Origin of the sequence: Nocardioides guangzhouensis, assembly GCF_004519545.1 — a bacterium.
Lineage (GTDB): Bacteria > Actinomycetota > Actinomycetes > Propionibacteriales > Nocardioidaceae > Nocardioides > Nocardioides guangzhouensis.
The window spans coordinates 105,460-119,561 of record NZ_SDKM01000012.1; the positions used below are offsets into that span (position 1 = coordinate 105,460).

The 14,102-nt window shown below is 73.7% G+C and carries 18 protein-coding genes; 10 read left to right on the plus strand and 8 right to left on the minus strand.

All coding sequences use genetic code 11. From position 1 onward, the window contains the following. Positions 1-204: 204 nt before the first annotated feature. The 4 genes from EKO23_RS10075 to EKO23_RS25210 all read left to right on the plus strand — a co-directional run bounded on the left by EKO23_RS10075 (position 205) and on the right by EKO23_RS25210 (position 3,498). The gene (locus EKO23_RS10075) at positions 205-438 is read left to right on the plus strand and encodes a cation transporter (protein ID WP_217702560.1); all 234 of its coding nucleotides are present in this window, start codon (positions 205-207) and stop codon (positions 436-438) included. Between the two features lie 71 nt (positions 439-509). Beyond that, positions 510-1,439, plus strand: coding sequence for an AAA family ATPase (locus EKO23_RS10080; protein ID WP_167880408.1), 930 nt, complete (start codon positions 510-512; stop codon positions 1,437-1,439). Next, entirely contained in the window at positions 1,433-3,232 is a 1,800-nt protein-coding gene (locus EKO23_RS10085; RefSeq protein WP_134716800.1) for a helix-turn-helix domain-containing protein, read from the plus strand. The genes EKO23_RS10080 and EKO23_RS10085 overlap by 7 nt, the downstream gene beginning before the upstream one ends. 113 nt (positions 3,233-3,345) lie before the next feature. Further along, positions 3,346-3,498, plus strand: a complete 153-nt coding sequence (locus tag EKO23_RS25210) for a hypothetical protein (protein ID WP_167880409.1) — start codon at positions 3,346-3,348, stop codon at positions 3,496-3,498. Positions 3,499-3,505: 7 nt separating this feature from the next. On the opposite strand, the gene EKO23_RS10090 is transcribed toward EKO23_RS25210, so the two are convergent. Beyond that, on the minus strand, positions 3,506-3,799 hold the full coding sequence (locus tag EKO23_RS10090) for a putative quinol monooxygenase (protein ID WP_134716802.1): 294 nt from the start codon (positions 3,797-3,799) through the stop codon (positions 3,506-3,508). Positions 3,800-3,923: 124 nt separating this feature from the next. Further along, on the minus strand, positions 3,924-4,784 hold the full coding sequence (locus EKO23_RS10095; protein ID WP_134716804.1) for an alpha/beta fold hydrolase: 861 nt from the start codon (positions 4,782-4,784) through the stop codon (positions 3,924-3,926). 268 nt (positions 4,785-5,052) lie between these two features. Here EKO23_RS10095 and add point away from each other — a divergent pair, with 268 nt between their 5' ends. Next, positions 5,053-6,096: an adenosine deaminase gene (gene add, locus EKO23_RS10100; RefSeq protein ID WP_134716806.1), complete on the plus strand. Its 1,044-nt coding sequence runs from the start codon at positions 5,053-5,055 to the stop codon at positions 6,094-6,096. A gap of 6 nt (positions 6,097-6,102) precedes the next feature. Here the strand turns inward: add and EKO23_RS10105 are convergent, their stop codons facing one another. The 4 genes from EKO23_RS10105 to EKO23_RS10120 are packed head-to-tail and all read right to left on the minus strand — an operon-like array spanning position 6,103 to position 8,853. Next, positions 6,103-6,717 (minus strand): dihydrofolate reductase family protein, encoded by a 615-nt coding sequence (locus EKO23_RS10105; protein WP_134716808.1) that lies wholly within the window; start codon positions 6,715-6,717, stop codon positions 6,103-6,105. Continuing rightward, positions 6,717-7,514 (minus strand): NAD-dependent epimerase/dehydratase family protein, encoded by a 798-nt coding sequence (locus EKO23_RS10110; RefSeq protein ID WP_134716810.1) that lies wholly within the window; start codon positions 7,512-7,514, stop codon positions 6,717-6,719. The genes EKO23_RS10105 and EKO23_RS10110 overlap by 1 nt, the downstream gene beginning before the upstream one ends. Next, positions 7,511-8,059 (minus strand): hypothetical protein, encoded by a 549-nt coding sequence (locus EKO23_RS10115; RefSeq protein ID WP_134716812.1) that lies wholly within the window; start codon positions 8,057-8,059, stop codon positions 7,511-7,513. The genes EKO23_RS10110 and EKO23_RS10115 overlap by 4 nt, the downstream gene beginning before the upstream one ends. Next, positions 8,059-8,853: a purine-nucleoside phosphorylase gene (locus tag EKO23_RS10120; RefSeq protein WP_134716814.1), complete on the minus strand. Its 795-nt coding sequence runs from the start codon at positions 8,851-8,853 to the stop codon at positions 8,059-8,061. The genes EKO23_RS10115 and EKO23_RS10120 overlap by 1 nt, the downstream gene beginning before the upstream one ends. Before the next feature lie 48 nt (positions 8,854-8,901). Between EKO23_RS10120 and EKO23_RS10125 the strand changes: the two genes are divergently transcribed. Beyond that, complete coding sequence (locus tag EKO23_RS10125) at positions 8,902-9,282, plus strand: VOC family protein (protein ID WP_134716816.1); 381 nt, start codon at positions 8,902-8,904, stop codon at positions 9,280-9,282. Between the two features lie 90 nt (positions 9,283-9,372). After that, positions 9,373-9,636 carry a hypothetical protein gene (locus EKO23_RS10130; RefSeq protein WP_134716819.1) on the plus strand — a complete coding sequence of 88 codons (264 nt, stop codon included), beginning with the start codon at positions 9,373-9,375 and terminating at the stop codon, positions 9,634-9,636. A 4-nt stretch (positions 9,637-9,640) separates the two neighbouring features. Here EKO23_RS10130 and EKO23_RS10135 read toward each other — a convergent pair whose 3' ends face one another. Then, entirely contained in the window at positions 9,641-10,093 is a 453-nt protein-coding gene (locus EKO23_RS10135) for a gamma-glutamylcyclotransferase (protein ID WP_134716821.1), read from the minus strand. An 84-nt stretch (positions 10,094-10,177) separates the two neighbouring features. On the opposite strand from EKO23_RS10135, the gene lpdA reads away from it, so the two are divergent. Together lpdA and EKO23_RS10145 are read left to right on the plus strand one after the other, a co-directional pair. Beyond that, entirely contained in the window at positions 10,178-11,575 is a 1,398-nt protein-coding gene (gene lpdA / locus EKO23_RS10140) for a dihydrolipoyl dehydrogenase (protein WP_134716823.1), read from the plus strand. Between the two features lie 40 nt (positions 11,576-11,615). Next, positions 11,616-13,007 carry an NAD(P)H-quinone dehydrogenase gene (locus EKO23_RS10145; RefSeq protein ID WP_134716825.1) on the plus strand — a complete coding sequence of 464 codons (1,392 nt, stop codon included), beginning with the start codon at positions 11,616-11,618 and terminating at the stop codon, positions 13,005-13,007. Here the strand turns inward: EKO23_RS10145 and EKO23_RS10150 are convergent. Beyond that, the gene (locus tag EKO23_RS10150) at positions 12,943-13,347 is read right to left on the minus strand and encodes a redoxin domain-containing protein (protein ID WP_134716827.1); all 405 of its coding nucleotides are present in this window, start codon (positions 13,345-13,347) and stop codon (positions 12,943-12,945) included. The genes EKO23_RS10145 and EKO23_RS10150 overlap by 65 nt on opposite strands. A gap of 79 nt (positions 13,348-13,426) precedes the next feature. On the opposite strand from EKO23_RS10150, the gene EKO23_RS10155 reads away from it, so the two are divergent. Further along, a complete protein-coding gene (locus EKO23_RS10155) occupies positions 13,427-14,095 on the plus strand; it encodes a hypothetical protein (protein ID WP_134716829.1) in 669 nt (222 codons plus the stop codon). The last annotated feature ends 7 nt before the right edge of the window (positions 14,096-14,102 follow it).

Sequence of the window (14,102 nt, forward strand, 5' to 3'; positions counted from 1 at the left end):
TCGCCCCACCGTCCCGCCCGGGCGGCCCCGGTCGCGCCGGGAAGATCGCCGGGTGGCTCGACCCGGCGTGCCCCGGACCGGCCCGGCACCAGCTGACCCGATCCCGGCGGTTTCCCCGGTGTGACGCCGTACGCCGAGGACCGACGCTGGAGGCGCGTCCCGCCGGGGCGTCAGACCCGCACGACCCGACCCCCAGGAGTCCTCATGATGCGCGAGACCCCACGCACGTTCGTGGGCTCGGTGGTCCTTCTGCTCGAGGGACCGGTGTGCCCCCACGTCGCCGCGGAGGTGCGTGCCGAGATCGGCCGGCTGGCGGGCGTCAGCCACTGCCATGTCGACACCGGGGCAGGGACCGTCGTGGTGACGGCCGAGGCGCCGGTGGACCGGACCGACATCGTCGGTGTTCTCGACCGCCTCGGCTGCCGGGTGCGGGCCTGACCCCCCGGCGCCGGCGACCAGATCACGCGATCGCGTCGCGGGCGCGGACCGCCCTGACTAGGGTGGCGATCGTGTTGCGGGGGCGGGAGAGGGAGCAGGCAGAGCTCCACGAGCTCGTCGACCGTGCCCGGGCCGGGCGCGGGTCGGCGATGCTGCTGCGCGGCCAGCCCGGCGTCGGGAAGTCGGCGCTGCTCGAGCACGCCGTCTCGGTCGCGGCCGACGTGACCGTCCTGCGCACCCGGGGCGTCGAGTCCGAGGCGCCGCTGCCGTTCGCGGCGCTCCACCGGCTGCTCCGCCCGGTCCTGGGACACCTCGACGACATCCCCGCGCCGCAGGCGTCCGCGCTGCGCGCCGCGTTCGGCGAGACCGCCGAGAGCGTCGGTGACCGGCACCTGGTCTTCCTGGCCACGCTGAACCTGCTCTCCGAGGTCGCCGGCGAACGGCCGGTCCTCGCCGTGGTCGACGACGCGCACTGGCTCGACGACGCCTCTGCCGCCGCGCTCCTGTTCGCCGCGCGACGGCTCGAGGGCGAGTCCGTCGCGCTGGTCTTCGCCGTCCGCGACGACGAGGGGGGCCGGTTCGACTCACGGGACCTGACTGTCTTGGGGGTGGCCGGCGTCGACGTGGACGCCGCCGACGCGCTGATCGCGGACCAGGTCGCCGTACCGGTGGCTCCGCAGGTGCGGGCCGAGCTGCTGGAGGTCACCGGGGGCAACCCGCTCGGTCTGCTCGAGCTGACCCGCGCCCTCACCGCGCAGCAGCTGTCGGGGCAGGAGCGGCTGCCGGACCGGCTGCCCCTGACCGAGGGCGTCGAGCGCGCCTTCCTCGACCGCTACCGCCGGCTCCCCACCGACGCGCAGACGCTGCTGCTGGTGGCCGCGGCCGACGACTCGGGACGCGCCGCCACCATCACCCGGGCGGCCGGGACCCTCGGCGCCGGACCCGATGCGCTCGACACGGCCGAGCAGTCCGGCCTGGTCGAGGACGGTGACGTGTGCTGAACCTGCGCCACCCGCTGGTCCGCTCCGCGATCTACGGCGCCGCCACCACCTCACGCCGCCGCCAGGCCCATCGTGCCCTCGCCGACGCGCTGGCCGGCACCCCGCAGGAGGACCGGCGCGCCTGGCACCTCGCCGCCTCCGTCGACGGCCCGGACGAGGAGGTCGTGGCCGCCCTGGACGACGCGGCCGAGCGGGCCCGGCGCCGCGGTGGCCACGAGGCCGCGTCGGCCGCATGGACCCGCGCAGCCGAGCTCACCCTCGACGCCCACGCCCGGGCCCGTCGGCTGTACGCCGCTGCAGGCTCCAGCCTGGCCGCGGGGCGCCCCGCCGAGACCGATCGGCTGGCCCGCGCGGCTCTCGCGGACGCCACCGACCCCCTGCTCCGGGCCGACCTGCTGCAGCTGCAGGGTCAGGTGGAGTGGAACACCCGCTCGCTCGACGACGGCTTCCGGATCGTGTGCCAGGCCGCCGCCACCGCCGCACCGCACGACCCCGCACGTGCGCGTGTGCTCGCGATGCTCGCGGCGTCCCTGGCCGCCTTCGGAGCGCACGCCGAGGACGCCCCGGACCCGGCCACGATCGTCCCCGGCCCGGGGTCCGACGCCCCCGCGGAGGAGCGGGTGGCCGGGTGGCTGCTCGAGGGATTCTCGGCCATGCCACGCAACGACTGGGCCACGGCGACGCCCGCGCTCCACCGTGCCTGGGACACGCCCGTCGGCCCGGCCGCACCGCACCTGCTGCACTCGAACCTCGCCATCGCCACGATGCACCTCGGCGACGACGTCCGGGCAATCCGGCTGCACGACCTCCAGCTCCAGCAGGCCCGGGACGCCGGAGCGGTGAACATGATCGAGCACGCCCTCACCCGCGGCGTCCTCTTCCGGATCGCGACCGGTGCCTGGAGCGACGCCGCCTCCGCGGCCCAGGAGGCGCTGGTGCTGGACCGCAACCTCGGCCTCGACGAGCTGGCGCCCCTGCCGCTGGCCGAGCTCGCCGTCGTCGCCGCGCTGCGCGGCGACCCGAGGGCTCCCCAGCACCTCCAGGAGCTGGAGACCGCGCTGGCCGAGAACCCGCCGCGCGGCGTCGTCGCCGGGCTGGTCACGGGGCTCGTGCACTGGGCCTCGGCACGCCAGCTCGACATCGCCCCGGCGACCGCCCTGCACCACCTCGAGCAGGTCGACCTGCCCGTGGTCCGCGGGCTGTCCGCCCTCGACCGGATCGAGACCGCGGTGCGGGCCGCGCGCCGGGACCTGGCCGACGAGTGGCTGGCCGAGCTGGTCGTGTTCGCGGAGGGCACCGGCATGCCGTGGGCCTGGGCCGCCGTCCACCACTGCCGGGCCGTCCTCGGTGACGCCGATCCCGAGGGCGAGTTCCGCCAGGCCCTCGAGTGGCACGCGCGGTCGCCGCGCGTGCCGGCGCGGGCCCGCACCCAGCTCGCCCTGGGCGAGCACCTGCGTCGGCACCGGCGCCGTACCGATGCGCGGGTCCCGCTCCGCGAGGCGCTCGACACCTTCGAGACCCTCGGAGCCGGCTTCTGGGCCGAGCGGGCGCGCCAGGAGCTCCGGGCCTCCGGGGAGACCGCGCGCCGGGGAGCCGACCTCGTGCCGACCGAGCTCACCGCCCAGGAGGCCCAGGTCGCCGGGCTGGTGCGGCAGGGCCTGTCCAACAAGGACGTCGCCGCGCGGCTGTTCATCAGCCCCCGGACCGTCGACTTCCACCTGCGCAACGTGTACACGAAGCTCGGCATCACCTCGCGCACCGAGCTCGCCGCGCTTGCCCTCGATCCGGCCTGACCGGCTGACCCCCGGACCGCTCGACCCCGATCCCGGCGAAATGACCGGCGCGACCTCGGGTACGCCGGTCGGACGATGGCTGCTCCGCACCACTCCGACCCGAGGAGACAGCCATGAACCCGCTCCACCCCGTGCACCCCGAACTCGCCCGCCACGAGATCGACCAGCGGCTTCGCGACGCCGACCTCGAGCGCCGCCGGCGCCTGGCCCGTCACCGTCCGGGCCGGGCGCGCCGCAGCCCGGCCCGACCCACCCCCGCGTGGTGACGGTCGCTCAGGACAGCGGCTGCACCACCGTCGCCCGGAACGGCTCGGCCAGCAGCTCCAGCACCGGGGCGTAGACGCCCGCCGCCACGGCCTCGGCCATGTGCGTCGTCCGGGCCTCGGCCGACTCCCAGTCGGCGACCTCGACCAGCGCGTCGGGGTCGTCGAGCACCTCGTAGCGGGTGCTGCCCAGGAAGCCGGCCTCGGCGGCGCCGGCGGTGCCGACGAGCTCCTCCAGCACGTCCCTCAGCTCGTCGCGCCGGCCCGGGTGGGCCTTCAGCTCGACGATGACCTTGACGGCCATGCCACCCTCCCTCCGTCGGGCGGTCGCCCCGCGGCCGCGCCGTTCCAGCAGCCTAGGTTCCAGCAGCCTAGGACCGCTCGTCTCTGGCGCGCTCGGGCATCTGGACCGTTCGCCGCGGCAGCCGTCAGCCCAGCACCTCCCGCAGCCTCGCGGCGAACGCCTCGGGCTCGCCGGGGTAGCCGAGCTCCCCACCCATGAACCCGCCGTGGTGGCTGGGGAACACGACCAGCTCCTCGCCGAGCGCGTCGGCCGTGCCCGCCGCCGTACGCCAGGTCAGGGTGTCCTTGGACTCGACGCCGGCGGCGATGACGACCCGGGTGGGGGCGGCCCTGACGGCGTCGAAGTCCGGCGTCCAGCCGGAGACCGCGTCGGAGCTGTCGGAGAGCAGCGGGTCGTCGCGCGAGCCGTCGTCCTCGGTGGGCATGCCGTACGCCGCAGGGTCCGGCAGGTCCTGCGCGAAGTACGCGTCGGTGAACTCGCCCTGCCACGACGTCAGCTGGATGAACGCCGCCATGCCGTGCCCCCAGCCCCTCTCCATGTAGACCTTCTCGACCCGCTCGCCGGCCTCGACCGCGCGGTCGGCGTCGGGCAGCACCGGGATCAGCGGCGGCTCATGGGCGACCAGGGTGGCCACGTCGTCCGGGTACGCCGCGACCAGCGCCAGGGCGTTGATCGCCCCGCCGCTGCTGCCGAACAGGTCCACCGGACCGACCCCGAGCTCCGCGATCACCGCGTGCACGTCGGCCGCGCTCCACTCCGGCCGCTGCTCCTCCGACCCGTCCGAGCGGGTGCTCCGACCGATGCCGCGCGGGTCGTAGGTGACGACCGTCCGGTCCGGGAAGTGGGAGGCGAGGGAGGTGAAGCCGGTGGCGTCCATCGGCGAGCCGATCATCACCAGCGGCGGCCGCCCGTCGGCGGTGGGCACCCGCCCGTGCACGTCGAACACGATCGTGGCGCCGTCGGTCCCGAGGTGGTGGGTGGTCATGAGTTCTCCTTGGCTCCGGGGTGATCCGCTGCCCGTACCGACCGGCATCTCCGCCGGAAGTCATCGCACGGGACGCGATCGGCCGATGGCCCCACACCGGTGTCATCGCGTGACACCGCAGCGGGACCATCGGAGCGCCGCGCCTCATGAGGGTGGCGGCCACGCCAGCGACTTCGCCGCGAGCAAGTCGTTCCACTCCGGAGCCATCGCGTGCGGGCCAGCCGTCTCGGGCCATGCGGGGGAGCGGCGCCGCTGCCATGCTCGGGGGATGGCGGACCTCACCGCGGCGCTGGACGCGCTGCCCAAGGTCGAGCTGCACTGCCACCTCGAGGGGGCGATGCGGCCGGCGACCGTGGTCGAGCTGGCCCGGCACAACGGCGTACCGCTCCCGACCTCGGACCCGACGGAGCTCTACCGCTACGACTCGTTGGACGGGTTCCTGTCGATCTTCTGGCTGGTGCAGTCGACGCTCGGGACGCGGGAGGACTGGGCGCGGCTGGCGTACGAGAGCCTGGTCGACGGGGCCGCGCACGGGGTGGTGCACCGGGAGGCGTTCTTCACGCCGGCGCGGCACCTCGAGGCCGGGCAGGACCTGGCCGACATCGTCGCCGGGCTCGACGAGGGGCTGGCCGCGGCGGAGTCCGAGACCGGGAGCACCTGCCTGCTGATCGCGGACATGGACCGCGCGTTCGGGCCGGAGGCCGGGCTCGCGCAGACCGAGCGGCTGGCCGGGCTGCGGCGGGCGGGAGCCCCGGGGATGGACCGGGTGGTCGGCGTCGGGATGGACTCCACCGAGCTGGGGATCGACGTGATGACCTACCTGCCGGCGTACGACGTGGCCCGCGACGCCGGTTTCCGGCTCACCGGCCACCAGGGCGAGAACGCGCCGGCGTCGGGGATCGCCGCCTGCCTCGACGGCCTCGGGCTGGAGCGGATCGACCACGGCCTGACCGTGCTCGACGACCCGGACCTGGTCGTCCGGATGGCCGAGCGGCGGATCGCGATCACGGTCTGCCCGACCTCCAACATCGTGATCGCCAACACCTACCCGCGGCTCGCCGACCACCCCTACCCGCGGATGCGGGAGGCCGGGCTGCTGGCGACGCTCAACACCGACGACCCGGCGATGACCGACCTCGACCTGGGCAAGGAGTACGGGCTGGTGGCCGAGGCCTTCGGGTGGGGGATGCCCGAGATGGAGGCGGTCGCGTTGGACGGGGTCGAGGCGTGCTGGCTCGACGAGGACGACAAGGCGCGGCTGCGGGAGCGGGTGCGCACCGCCGCGGCGACGTACGCCGCCGACCCGGTCTGAGCCCGGTCAGCCCCGCACGCGGTAGGTCACGTGCGTGACCTGGGTGGCCGCGCGCGACGACACCTGCTCGAGGTCCAGCTGCCCGACGCCCTCGAAGAGCCGGGTGCCGGCGCCGAGCGTGAGCGGGACGACGTGCAGCCGCAGCTCGTCGACGTGCCCGGCGGCGAGGTACTGGTTGACGGTCGTCGCGCCGCCCTGGACCGCGACGTGGCTGTTGCCGGCGGCCGCCTGCGCCCGGGCCAGCGCCGACTCGATGCCGTCGGTGACGAAGTGGAAGGTGGTGCCGCCCTCCATCTCCAGCGGCTCGCGCGCGTGGTGGGTGAGCACGAAGACCGGGGCGTGGTACGGCGGGTCGTCACCCCACCAGCCGTTCCACGGCCGGTCCCAGGCGCCGCGCAGGGGACCGAACATGTTGCGCCCCATGATGTACGCCCCGGCGCCGGTCATCCGGTCGAGCTCCGCCCGGTTCTCGGAGGCGTTTTCGTACCACGCGTGCAGCCGGTCGCCCCAGCCGTTGCCGCCGTCGTCGCCGAAGGGCCGGTCCTCGGTCTGGTCGAGCCCGGCGGCGTACCCGTCGGCCGAGATCGTGAGGTCGCAGACCACCCTGTCGCTGGTCGTCATCAGCTGCGGTCCAGCGCGGGGCGGTGGAACGACGCGCCGGCCATCGGGCCACCGACGTACGCCGCCTCCGACGCGTCGGCCTCCGTCACCGGCACCCGGCCGGCGAACTCCTCGGCGTCGTCGGCCGGGTGGTAGCCCAGCGCGTGCCCGGGCTCGAGGTCCCACCAGGCGCGGCTGTTGGCGGAGATGCCGTAGAGGACGGCGAAGCCCGGGGCGGCCGCGGTCAGGGCGGCGTGCACCATGCGGACGCAGTCGTCGTGGGAGAGCCAGGTCGACAGCTGCCGCGTGGACTCCGGCGCCTCCTGGAACGAGCCGATGCGGCAGGCGACGGCGTCGATGGCGTACCGGTCGGCGTACAGGCTGAGCAGGGCCTCCGCGGCGACCTTGCCGACGCCGTAGAACGTGTCCGGCCGGGGCCGGGTGTCGGCACCGACCTGCGGCTGACGCGGAGTGAGCCCGACCGCGTGGTTGGAGGAGGCGTAGACGATCCGGTCGACCTTGTGCGCGACCATCGCGTCGAGCAGCGCCGCGGTCGTGACCGTGTGGCTGAGCAGCGCGTCCGGGAGGTTGGTCTCGTCGGGGTTGCCGGCGAGGTGCACCACCCCGTCGAGCGGCTGCGCGTCGAACGCCGCGAGCACGGCGTCGGGGTCGGCGCAGTCGCCGGTGTGCCAGGTGCCCTCGAAGCCCTCCGGCTCCGGGACCCGGTCGAAGCCGACCACCTCGTGCCCGCGGTCGACCAGGCCCGGGCAGAGCACCCGGCCGATCGAGCCGGCGGCGCCGGTCACCAGGACCCTCATGCGCAGTTCTCCTCGGTCTCGAGCCGGTCCCCGAGCCGGCTGGTGCCGTTGCCGGACTCGCCGGTCCAGTCGAAGTCGATGGCGTCGTAGCCACCGGGACGGCCGAGCTCCAGCTCCAGGAAGTATTCGTAGTCGACGCCCGGCCGCACCGTGCTGCTGGCCAGCGGACGGCGCGCCGTCCAGCCGGTGTCCTCGAGGTCGTCGGCGTGCGGGCGGCTGCCGAGCACCATGCCGGCGGCGAGGACCGCGTCCGCCGGCCGCTCGGCCAGCCAGGACGCGGTGATCCGGGCCCGCAGCGGCGCGAGCAGGTCGACGCCGGTCAGCGTCAGCGACTCCTCGCTGGTGAGGGAGGCGTAGTAGAGGTAGGTGCCGGGGCTGCTCACGCAGGTGCTCCCCTCGTCGCTGAACGTGATGGGGTCCGCCAGCACGCCCTTCGTCGACGCGACGTCGTCGAACTCCGGACTTCCTGACCCCTCGTCGTCGCTGCACCCGGCCAGGGCCGCGAGCACGACGAGCAGCGCGGCGCTCCCGAGACGCGCGCGCATCAGATGCGGGGCACGATCTTGCCGAGCAGGCCACCCATCCGGGACGCGGCGGCGCGCCCCGCCTCGAGGACCTCCTCGTGGTTGAGCGGCTCCCCGGAGATCCCGGCAGCGAGGTTCGTGACCAGGCTGATGCCGAGCACCTCCATGCCGGCCTCGCGGGCCGCGATCGCCTCCAGCGTGGTGCTCATGCCGACCAGGGTGCCGCCGATCGCGCGGACCATGCCGATCTCCGCCGGGGTCTCGTAGTGCGGTCCGGGAAACTGGACGTAGACGCCCTCGTCGAGCGACGGGTCCACCTCGCGGCACATGGCGCGCAGCCGCGAGGAGTAGAGGTCGGTCAGGTCGACGAAGTGAGCGCCCTCGATCGGGCTGCGGCCGGTCAGGTTGATGTGGTCCCTGATCAGCACCGGGGTGCCCGGGGACCAGGACTCGTCGAGCCCGCCGCAGCCGTTGGTGAGGACGACCGCGCGGCAGCCGGCCGCGGCGGCGGTGCGTACGCCGTGGACGACGGCCGCGACGCCCTTGCCCTCGTAGTAGTGGGTCCGGGACAGGAACACGAGCAGGTTCCGGTCACCCGAGCGGACGCTGCGGATCCTGCCGGAGTGGCCCGCGACCGCGGCGGCGCTGAAGCCGGGCAGGTCGGTGGTCGCGATCTCGGCGGTGGCCTCCCCGAGGGCGTCGACGGCCGGCAGCCAGCCGGAGCCGAGGACGAGGGCGACGTCGTGGGACGGGACGCCGCTGAGCTCGGCGAGCTTCGCGGCGGCGTCGGAGGCGAGCTTCTGGTTCTCGTTCACGGCAGGACTCTAGTCGCGGTTGTCGGTGGCGGCGGGCAGGGTGGACCCATGATCGATCACTTCGGCATCAACTGCTCCGACCTGCCCCGGTCCGCGGCGTTCTACGACCGGGTGCTCGGGGTGCTCGGCCACGAGCGGCTCATGGACTTCGAGGTGGCCATCGGCTACGGCACCGACAAGCCCGAGTTCTGGCTGTCCACCTTCGAGGGGATGGGCCCCAACCGCGAGGTGCACGTCGCGTTCACTGCGCCCAGCGCCGAGGCGGTCAGGGAGTTCCATGCCGCGGCCGTCGAGCTCGGCGCCGAGACGCTGCACGCGCCGCGTCTGTGGCCGGAATACCACCCCGGCTACTTCGGCGCGTTCGTCCGCGACCCCGACGGCAACAACCTCGAGGCGGTCTGCCACACGGCCGAACCGGCCGCGGGCTGACGGCTCGTCCTCCAACCACCGGCGGTCCAGTCAGCTCCTGACCGACGCCGGCGGAGCCGGGCAGCGTCGAAGGAACGACGGGGCGCCGGGGTGCCCGGTCAGCGGTGGGGCCGCCTCGCAGAAGGTGAGGCCACCGGGCACCTGCTGATCATCGAGGGACTGACCTCGTACCCCTCGGCGAAACGGCTGCGGGTCGAGGCACGCGACTGCGAGGTGGCCTACCGGAACGCGCGGTACGACGGCCTCGACCTACAGGTGATGTGGCGGCCGCAGCCACCGCTGCGTGGCGACCGGGTGTTCGGGTCCTGTTGGGCGTCCCGCCCGGACGGCACGGACCTGTCGCCTCTGTCGTGAGCAGTCAGAGGCCAGTGGAGCGACAGGGGCGGCGGCGGAGCGCCGCCACGTAGTCCACCGGGGCGTCCGCGGCCTCGGCGGCGTCGGCCAGCACCCCGAGGTACGACGCCGAGGGCAGGCCGCCCTCGAACGCGTCGAGCACGTAGGCCCAGACCACGAGCTCGCCCGCCAGCGTCGAGACCCGCACCTTGGTCTTGCGGAACAGCCCGGTGTCGGCCGACTCCCAGCCGTCGAGCGCCGCCTCGTCCTCGGGCGTCACGTCGTACACCGCGACGAAGACCTGCTCGAACGGGTCCTGCACGATCGTGGCCAGGGCGCCGTCCCAGCCGTGCTCCTCGCCTCCGAAGGTGAGCCGCCACCCCTCGAGCCAGCCGGTCGTCTGGAGCGGCGAGTGCGGGCAGCGCTCCCCCATTCGGGCGGGATCGAGGTTCGAGCCGTACGCGGCGTACAACGTCACGTCCGAAGGCTATCGAGGCGACCGCCCCGACCGCGGCAGCGGCCGCCAGCGAGCCGCGCCGCGGCGGCCGATAGGCTGGCCGCCGTGACCCACTTCGATGTTCTCGTCCTTGGTGCCGGCCCCGGCGGCTACGTCGCGGCGATCCGTGCGGCCCAGCTCGGCAAGTCCGTGGCTGTGGTCGAGGAGAAGTACTGGGGCGGTGTCTGCCTCAACGTCGGCTGCATCCCCTCCAAGGCACTGCTGCGCAACGCGGAGATCGCGCACATCATCACGCACGAGCGCAAGACCTTCGGGATCGAGGGCGACCCGACGATGGCGTACGCCCCGACCCACCAGCGCAGCCGCAGCGTCGCCGCGGCCAGCGCGAAGGGCGTGCACTACCTGATGAAGAAGAACAAGATCACCGAGCTCGAGGGCTGGGGCACGCTCACCGGCCCGAAGGCGATCGACGTCAAGGACGCCGACGGCAACACCACCTCCCACACGTGCGACAACCTGATCGTCGCCACCGGCGCGAAGGTGCGGATGCTGCCGGGCATGCAGACCAGTGCGAACGTGGTCACCTACGAGGAGCAGATCCTCGACGAGAACCTCCCCGGCTCGATCGTCATCGGCGGCTCCGGCGCGATCGGCGTCGAGTTCGCCTACGTCATGAAGAACTTCGGCGTGGACGTGACCATCGTCGAGTTCCTCGACCGGATGGTCCCGACCGAGGACGCGGACGTGTCCAAGGAGCTGCTCAAGCAGTACAAGAAGCTCGGCGTCGACGTGCTGCTCTCGACGAAGGTCGACTCGGTGGAGGACACCGGCAGCGGCGTGCGGGTCACCGTCAGCCCGGCCAACGGCGGCGACGCCCGGGTGATCGAGGCCGACAAGATGCTGGCCGCCTTCGGCTTCGCGCCCCGGGTCGAGGGCTACGGCCTGGAGAACACCGGCGCCCAGGTGACCGACCGCGGTGCGATCGCGGTCGACGCGCGCGGCCGCACCAACGTCGACGGCGTCTATGCGATCGGCGACGTCACCGGCAAGCTGATGCTCGCCCACACCGCCGAGGCGATGGGTGTGATCGCGGCCGAGACCATCGCGGACGCCGAGACCATCGAGATCGACTTCGACATGATCCCGCGGGCGACGTTCTGCCAGCCCCAGATCGCGTCGTTCGGCTACTCGGAGGAGCAGGCGAAGGAGAAGGGCTACGACGTCAAGGTCGCGTCGTTCCCGTTCTCGGCCAACGGCAAGGCCCGCGGCATGGCCGAGGGTGTCGGCTTCGTGAAGATCGTCGCGGACGCCGAGCACAACGAGATCGTCGGCGCCCACATGATCGGCCCCGAGGTCACCGAGCTGCTGCCCGCGCTCACCCTCGCCCAGAAGTGGGACCTCACCGCTGACGAGGTGGCGCGCAACGTCTTCGCGCACCCGACGCTCAGCGAGGCCATGAAGGAAGCCGTCGAGGGCATCGCCGGCCACATGATCAACCTGTGATGCCGGCGGTCGAGCGCAGTCGGTGGTCGAGGAGCGCCTGATGGATCACGTCGTCATCATCGGCGGTGGACCCGGCGGCTACGAGTCGGCCCTGGTCGCCGCCCAGCTCGGCGCCGAGGTGACCGTGGTCGACTCCGACGGGCTCGGCGGAAGCGCCGTGCTCACCGACTGCGTCCCCAGCAAGACCCTGATCGCGACCGCCGAGGTGATGACCGAGGTCGCCGAGGCCGGCGAGCTCGGCGTCGTGCTCCAGGACCGCGAGGGTGACCACGCCGCCGGTGTCCGGGTCGACCTGGCCCGGCTCAACGCCCGGGTGCTGCAGCTCGCGGCCGACCAGTCCGCCGACATCGCGCGCCGCCTCGAGAAGGAGGGCGTGCGGGTCGTGGAGGGGCGGGGTCGGCTGGACGGTCCCGAGACCGTGGTGGCCACCCTGCGCGACGGCACCGAGGAGCGGCTCGCGGCGGACGCCGTACTCGTCGCCACCGGGGCCGCGCCCCGCGTGCTGCCGGCCGCGCAGCCCGACGGGGAACGGATCCTGACCTGGGAGCAGGTCTACGGGATCGACGAGGTGCCCTCCCACCTGATCGTGGTCGGGTCCGGCGTGACCGGCGCGGAGTTCGCCTCGGCGTACCTCGCGCTCGGGATCGAGGTCACCCTGGTCTCCTCCCGCGACCGGGTGCTGCCCGGCGAGGACGCCGACGCGGCCGCGGTGCTCCAGGACGTGTCCGTGCGCCGCGGCATGAACGTGCTGTCCAAGGCACGCATGGAGTCGGTCTCCCGCTCCGGAGACAGCGTGACCGTCACGCTCACCGACGGGCGCACGGTCGAGGGGTCGCACTGCATCCTCGCGCTCGGGTCCGTCCCGAACACCGCGGGACTCGGGCTCGTGGAGGCCGGCGTCGACCTCGACGAGGGCGGGTTCGTGCGGGTCGACCGGGTCTCGCGCACCTCCGCGCGCGGCGTGTACGCCGCCGGCGACTGCACCGGGGTGCTGATGCTGGCCTCGGTCGCCGCCATGCAGGGCCGGATCGCGATGTGGCACTTCCTCGGCGACGCGGTCACCCCGCTCGACCTCCGCAAGGTGTCGTCCAACGTCTTCACCGCGCCAGAGATCGCGACCGTCGGCTGCTCGCAGAAGGCGGTCGACGACGGCGAGGTCCAGGCCGAGGTGCTCACGCTGCCGCTCAAGGGCAACCCGCGGGCGAAGATGCAGGGCGTGCGCGACGGTTTCGTCAAGCTGTTCTGCCGCCCGGGCACCGGTTCGGTGGTCGGCGGTGTCGTGGTCGGCCCGCGCGCGTCCGAGCTCATCCATCCCGTGTCGATCGCGGTCGCCGAGGCGCTGACCGCCGACCAGCTCGCCCAGGCGTTCACCGTCTACCCGTCGATGAGCGGGTCGATCGCCGAGGCCGCACGGCGGATGCACCACGTCTGACGCCCGCCCGCCGGGGCCGCCGGATCAGGACAGGGGTGTGGAGGCGCTCCCACCCGGCGCGCGCGACCTGGTCCCGCAGGCCGGCCACGCCGTCGGCCGGGTGCGCCTCCTCCGCGTCGTTGGAGCAGATGCCGACCACGGCCGGCTCCGGCGTTCCCGTGAGCAGGTCGGCAAGGCCGACTTCCACGTGCTTGACGTACGGGCAGTGGTTGCACAGGAACGCGACCAGCAACGGTGCCCCGGCGAAGGCGTCGCTCGTGACGGTCCCGCCGTCCAGGTCGGGCAGGGCGAACGGCGGGAGTGCGGTGCCCAGCGGAACCAGCGTGGGCTCGGCAGCCATGTCCCCAGCCCAGGAGCCGGGCAAGGGCCCGCCGCACGTCGTCCTTGACCAGCCTGCCCCGAGGCTCAACGCTGAGGGCATGGCCAGTGATGCGGTCGACTCCTCGCGCTCGCTGCTCACGCTCGGTCAGGTGGACCTGGTGCGCGTCCAGGTCGGCTACCGCGCCAACCCCGACGACCTGCCCTTCGTGCAGTTCCTGCTCGACCTGTCGGTCCCGGAGACACACGGGGTCCACGACGAGGGCGGCTTCGACGAGCGGCTGGCCGTGGCCGCCCTCGAGCCCGCCCTGTACGTGGGTTCCGGCGCGCCCCGGCACTACTCCCTCCACCAGCACCGGTGGCACAGCAGCTGGGGTGCGAGCCCTGGCGCCCTGGAGCTCGGGCTGCTCGTGACGACCGGCACCGGGCCGACGGCGCCTGTGCGCGTGGCCGTGGAGGACAGCGTGACCTGCGCCTTCCGGGGCCTGATGGCGGTGGTCGGCGAACCCGCTGCGTCTGTGACGTCACGTGATGCCGCCATCAGGCGGGCACGACGTGGGGCGGCGACCGCCTACTCGGTGGACCCGGAGGCGTTGACCCTGAGGGCGGAGGAGCACCACCCGGCCGAGAACTCCTGGACGATCAGCGTCGCCACCGAGCTCGGCGAGGAGTACGAGGTGGTCGTCGGGCTCGTCGACGGACATGCCGGTTCGGTCCGGGTCTGGCGCGAGCGCCCGATCGAGGTGACGGACTCCCTCGGCGCCGAGTAGGGGGATC

What these genes read in the sequence shown, in the direction of transcription:
- EKO23_RS10075 (WP_217702560.1), top strand. Translation starts at nt 205, where the DNA reads ATGATGCGCGAGACCCCACGCACGTTCGTGGGCTCGGTGGTCCTTCTG.
- EKO23_RS25210 (WP_167880409.1), top strand. Translation starts at nt 3,346, where the DNA reads ATGAACCCGCTCCACCCCGTGCACCCCGAACTCGCCCGCCACGAGATC.
- EKO23_RS10090 (WP_134716802.1), bottom strand. Translation starts at nt 3,799, where the DNA reads ATGGCCGTCAAGGTCATCGTCGAGCTGAAGGCCCACCCGGGCCGGCGC.
- EKO23_RS10095 (WP_134716804.1), bottom strand. Translation starts at nt 4,784, where the DNA reads ATGACCACCCACCACCTCGGGACCGACGGCGCCACGATCGTGTTCGAC.
- add (WP_134716806.1), top strand. Translation starts at nt 5,053, where the DNA reads ATGGCGGACCTCACCGCGGCGCTGGACGCGCTGCCCAAGGTCGAGCTG.
- EKO23_RS10105 (WP_134716808.1), bottom strand. Translation starts at nt 6,717, where the DNA reads ATGACGACCAGCGACAGGGTGGTCTGCGACCTCACGATCTCGGCCGAC.
- EKO23_RS10110 (WP_134716810.1), bottom strand. Translation starts at nt 7,514, where the DNA reads ATGAGGGTCCTGGTGACCGGCGCCGCCGGCTCGATCGGCCGGGTGCTC.
- EKO23_RS10115 (WP_134716812.1), bottom strand. Translation starts at nt 8,059, where the DNA reads ATGCGCGCGCGTCTCGGGAGCGCCGCGCTGCTCGTCGTGCTCGCGGCC.
- EKO23_RS10125 (WP_134716816.1), top strand. Translation starts at nt 8,902, where the DNA reads ATGATCGATCACTTCGGCATCAACTGCTCCGACCTGCCCCGGTCCGCG.
- EKO23_RS10145 (WP_134716825.1), top strand. Translation starts at nt 11,616, where the DNA reads ATGGATCACGTCGTCATCATCGGCGGTGGACCCGGCGGCTACGAGTCG.
- EKO23_RS10150 (WP_134716827.1), bottom strand. Translation starts at nt 13,347, where the DNA reads ATGGCTGCCGAGCCCACGCTGGTTCCGCTGGGCACCGCACTCCCGCCG.
- EKO23_RS10155 (WP_134716829.1), top strand. Translation starts at nt 13,427, where the DNA reads ATGGCCAGTGATGCGGTCGACTCCTCGCGCTCGCTGCTCACGCTCGGT.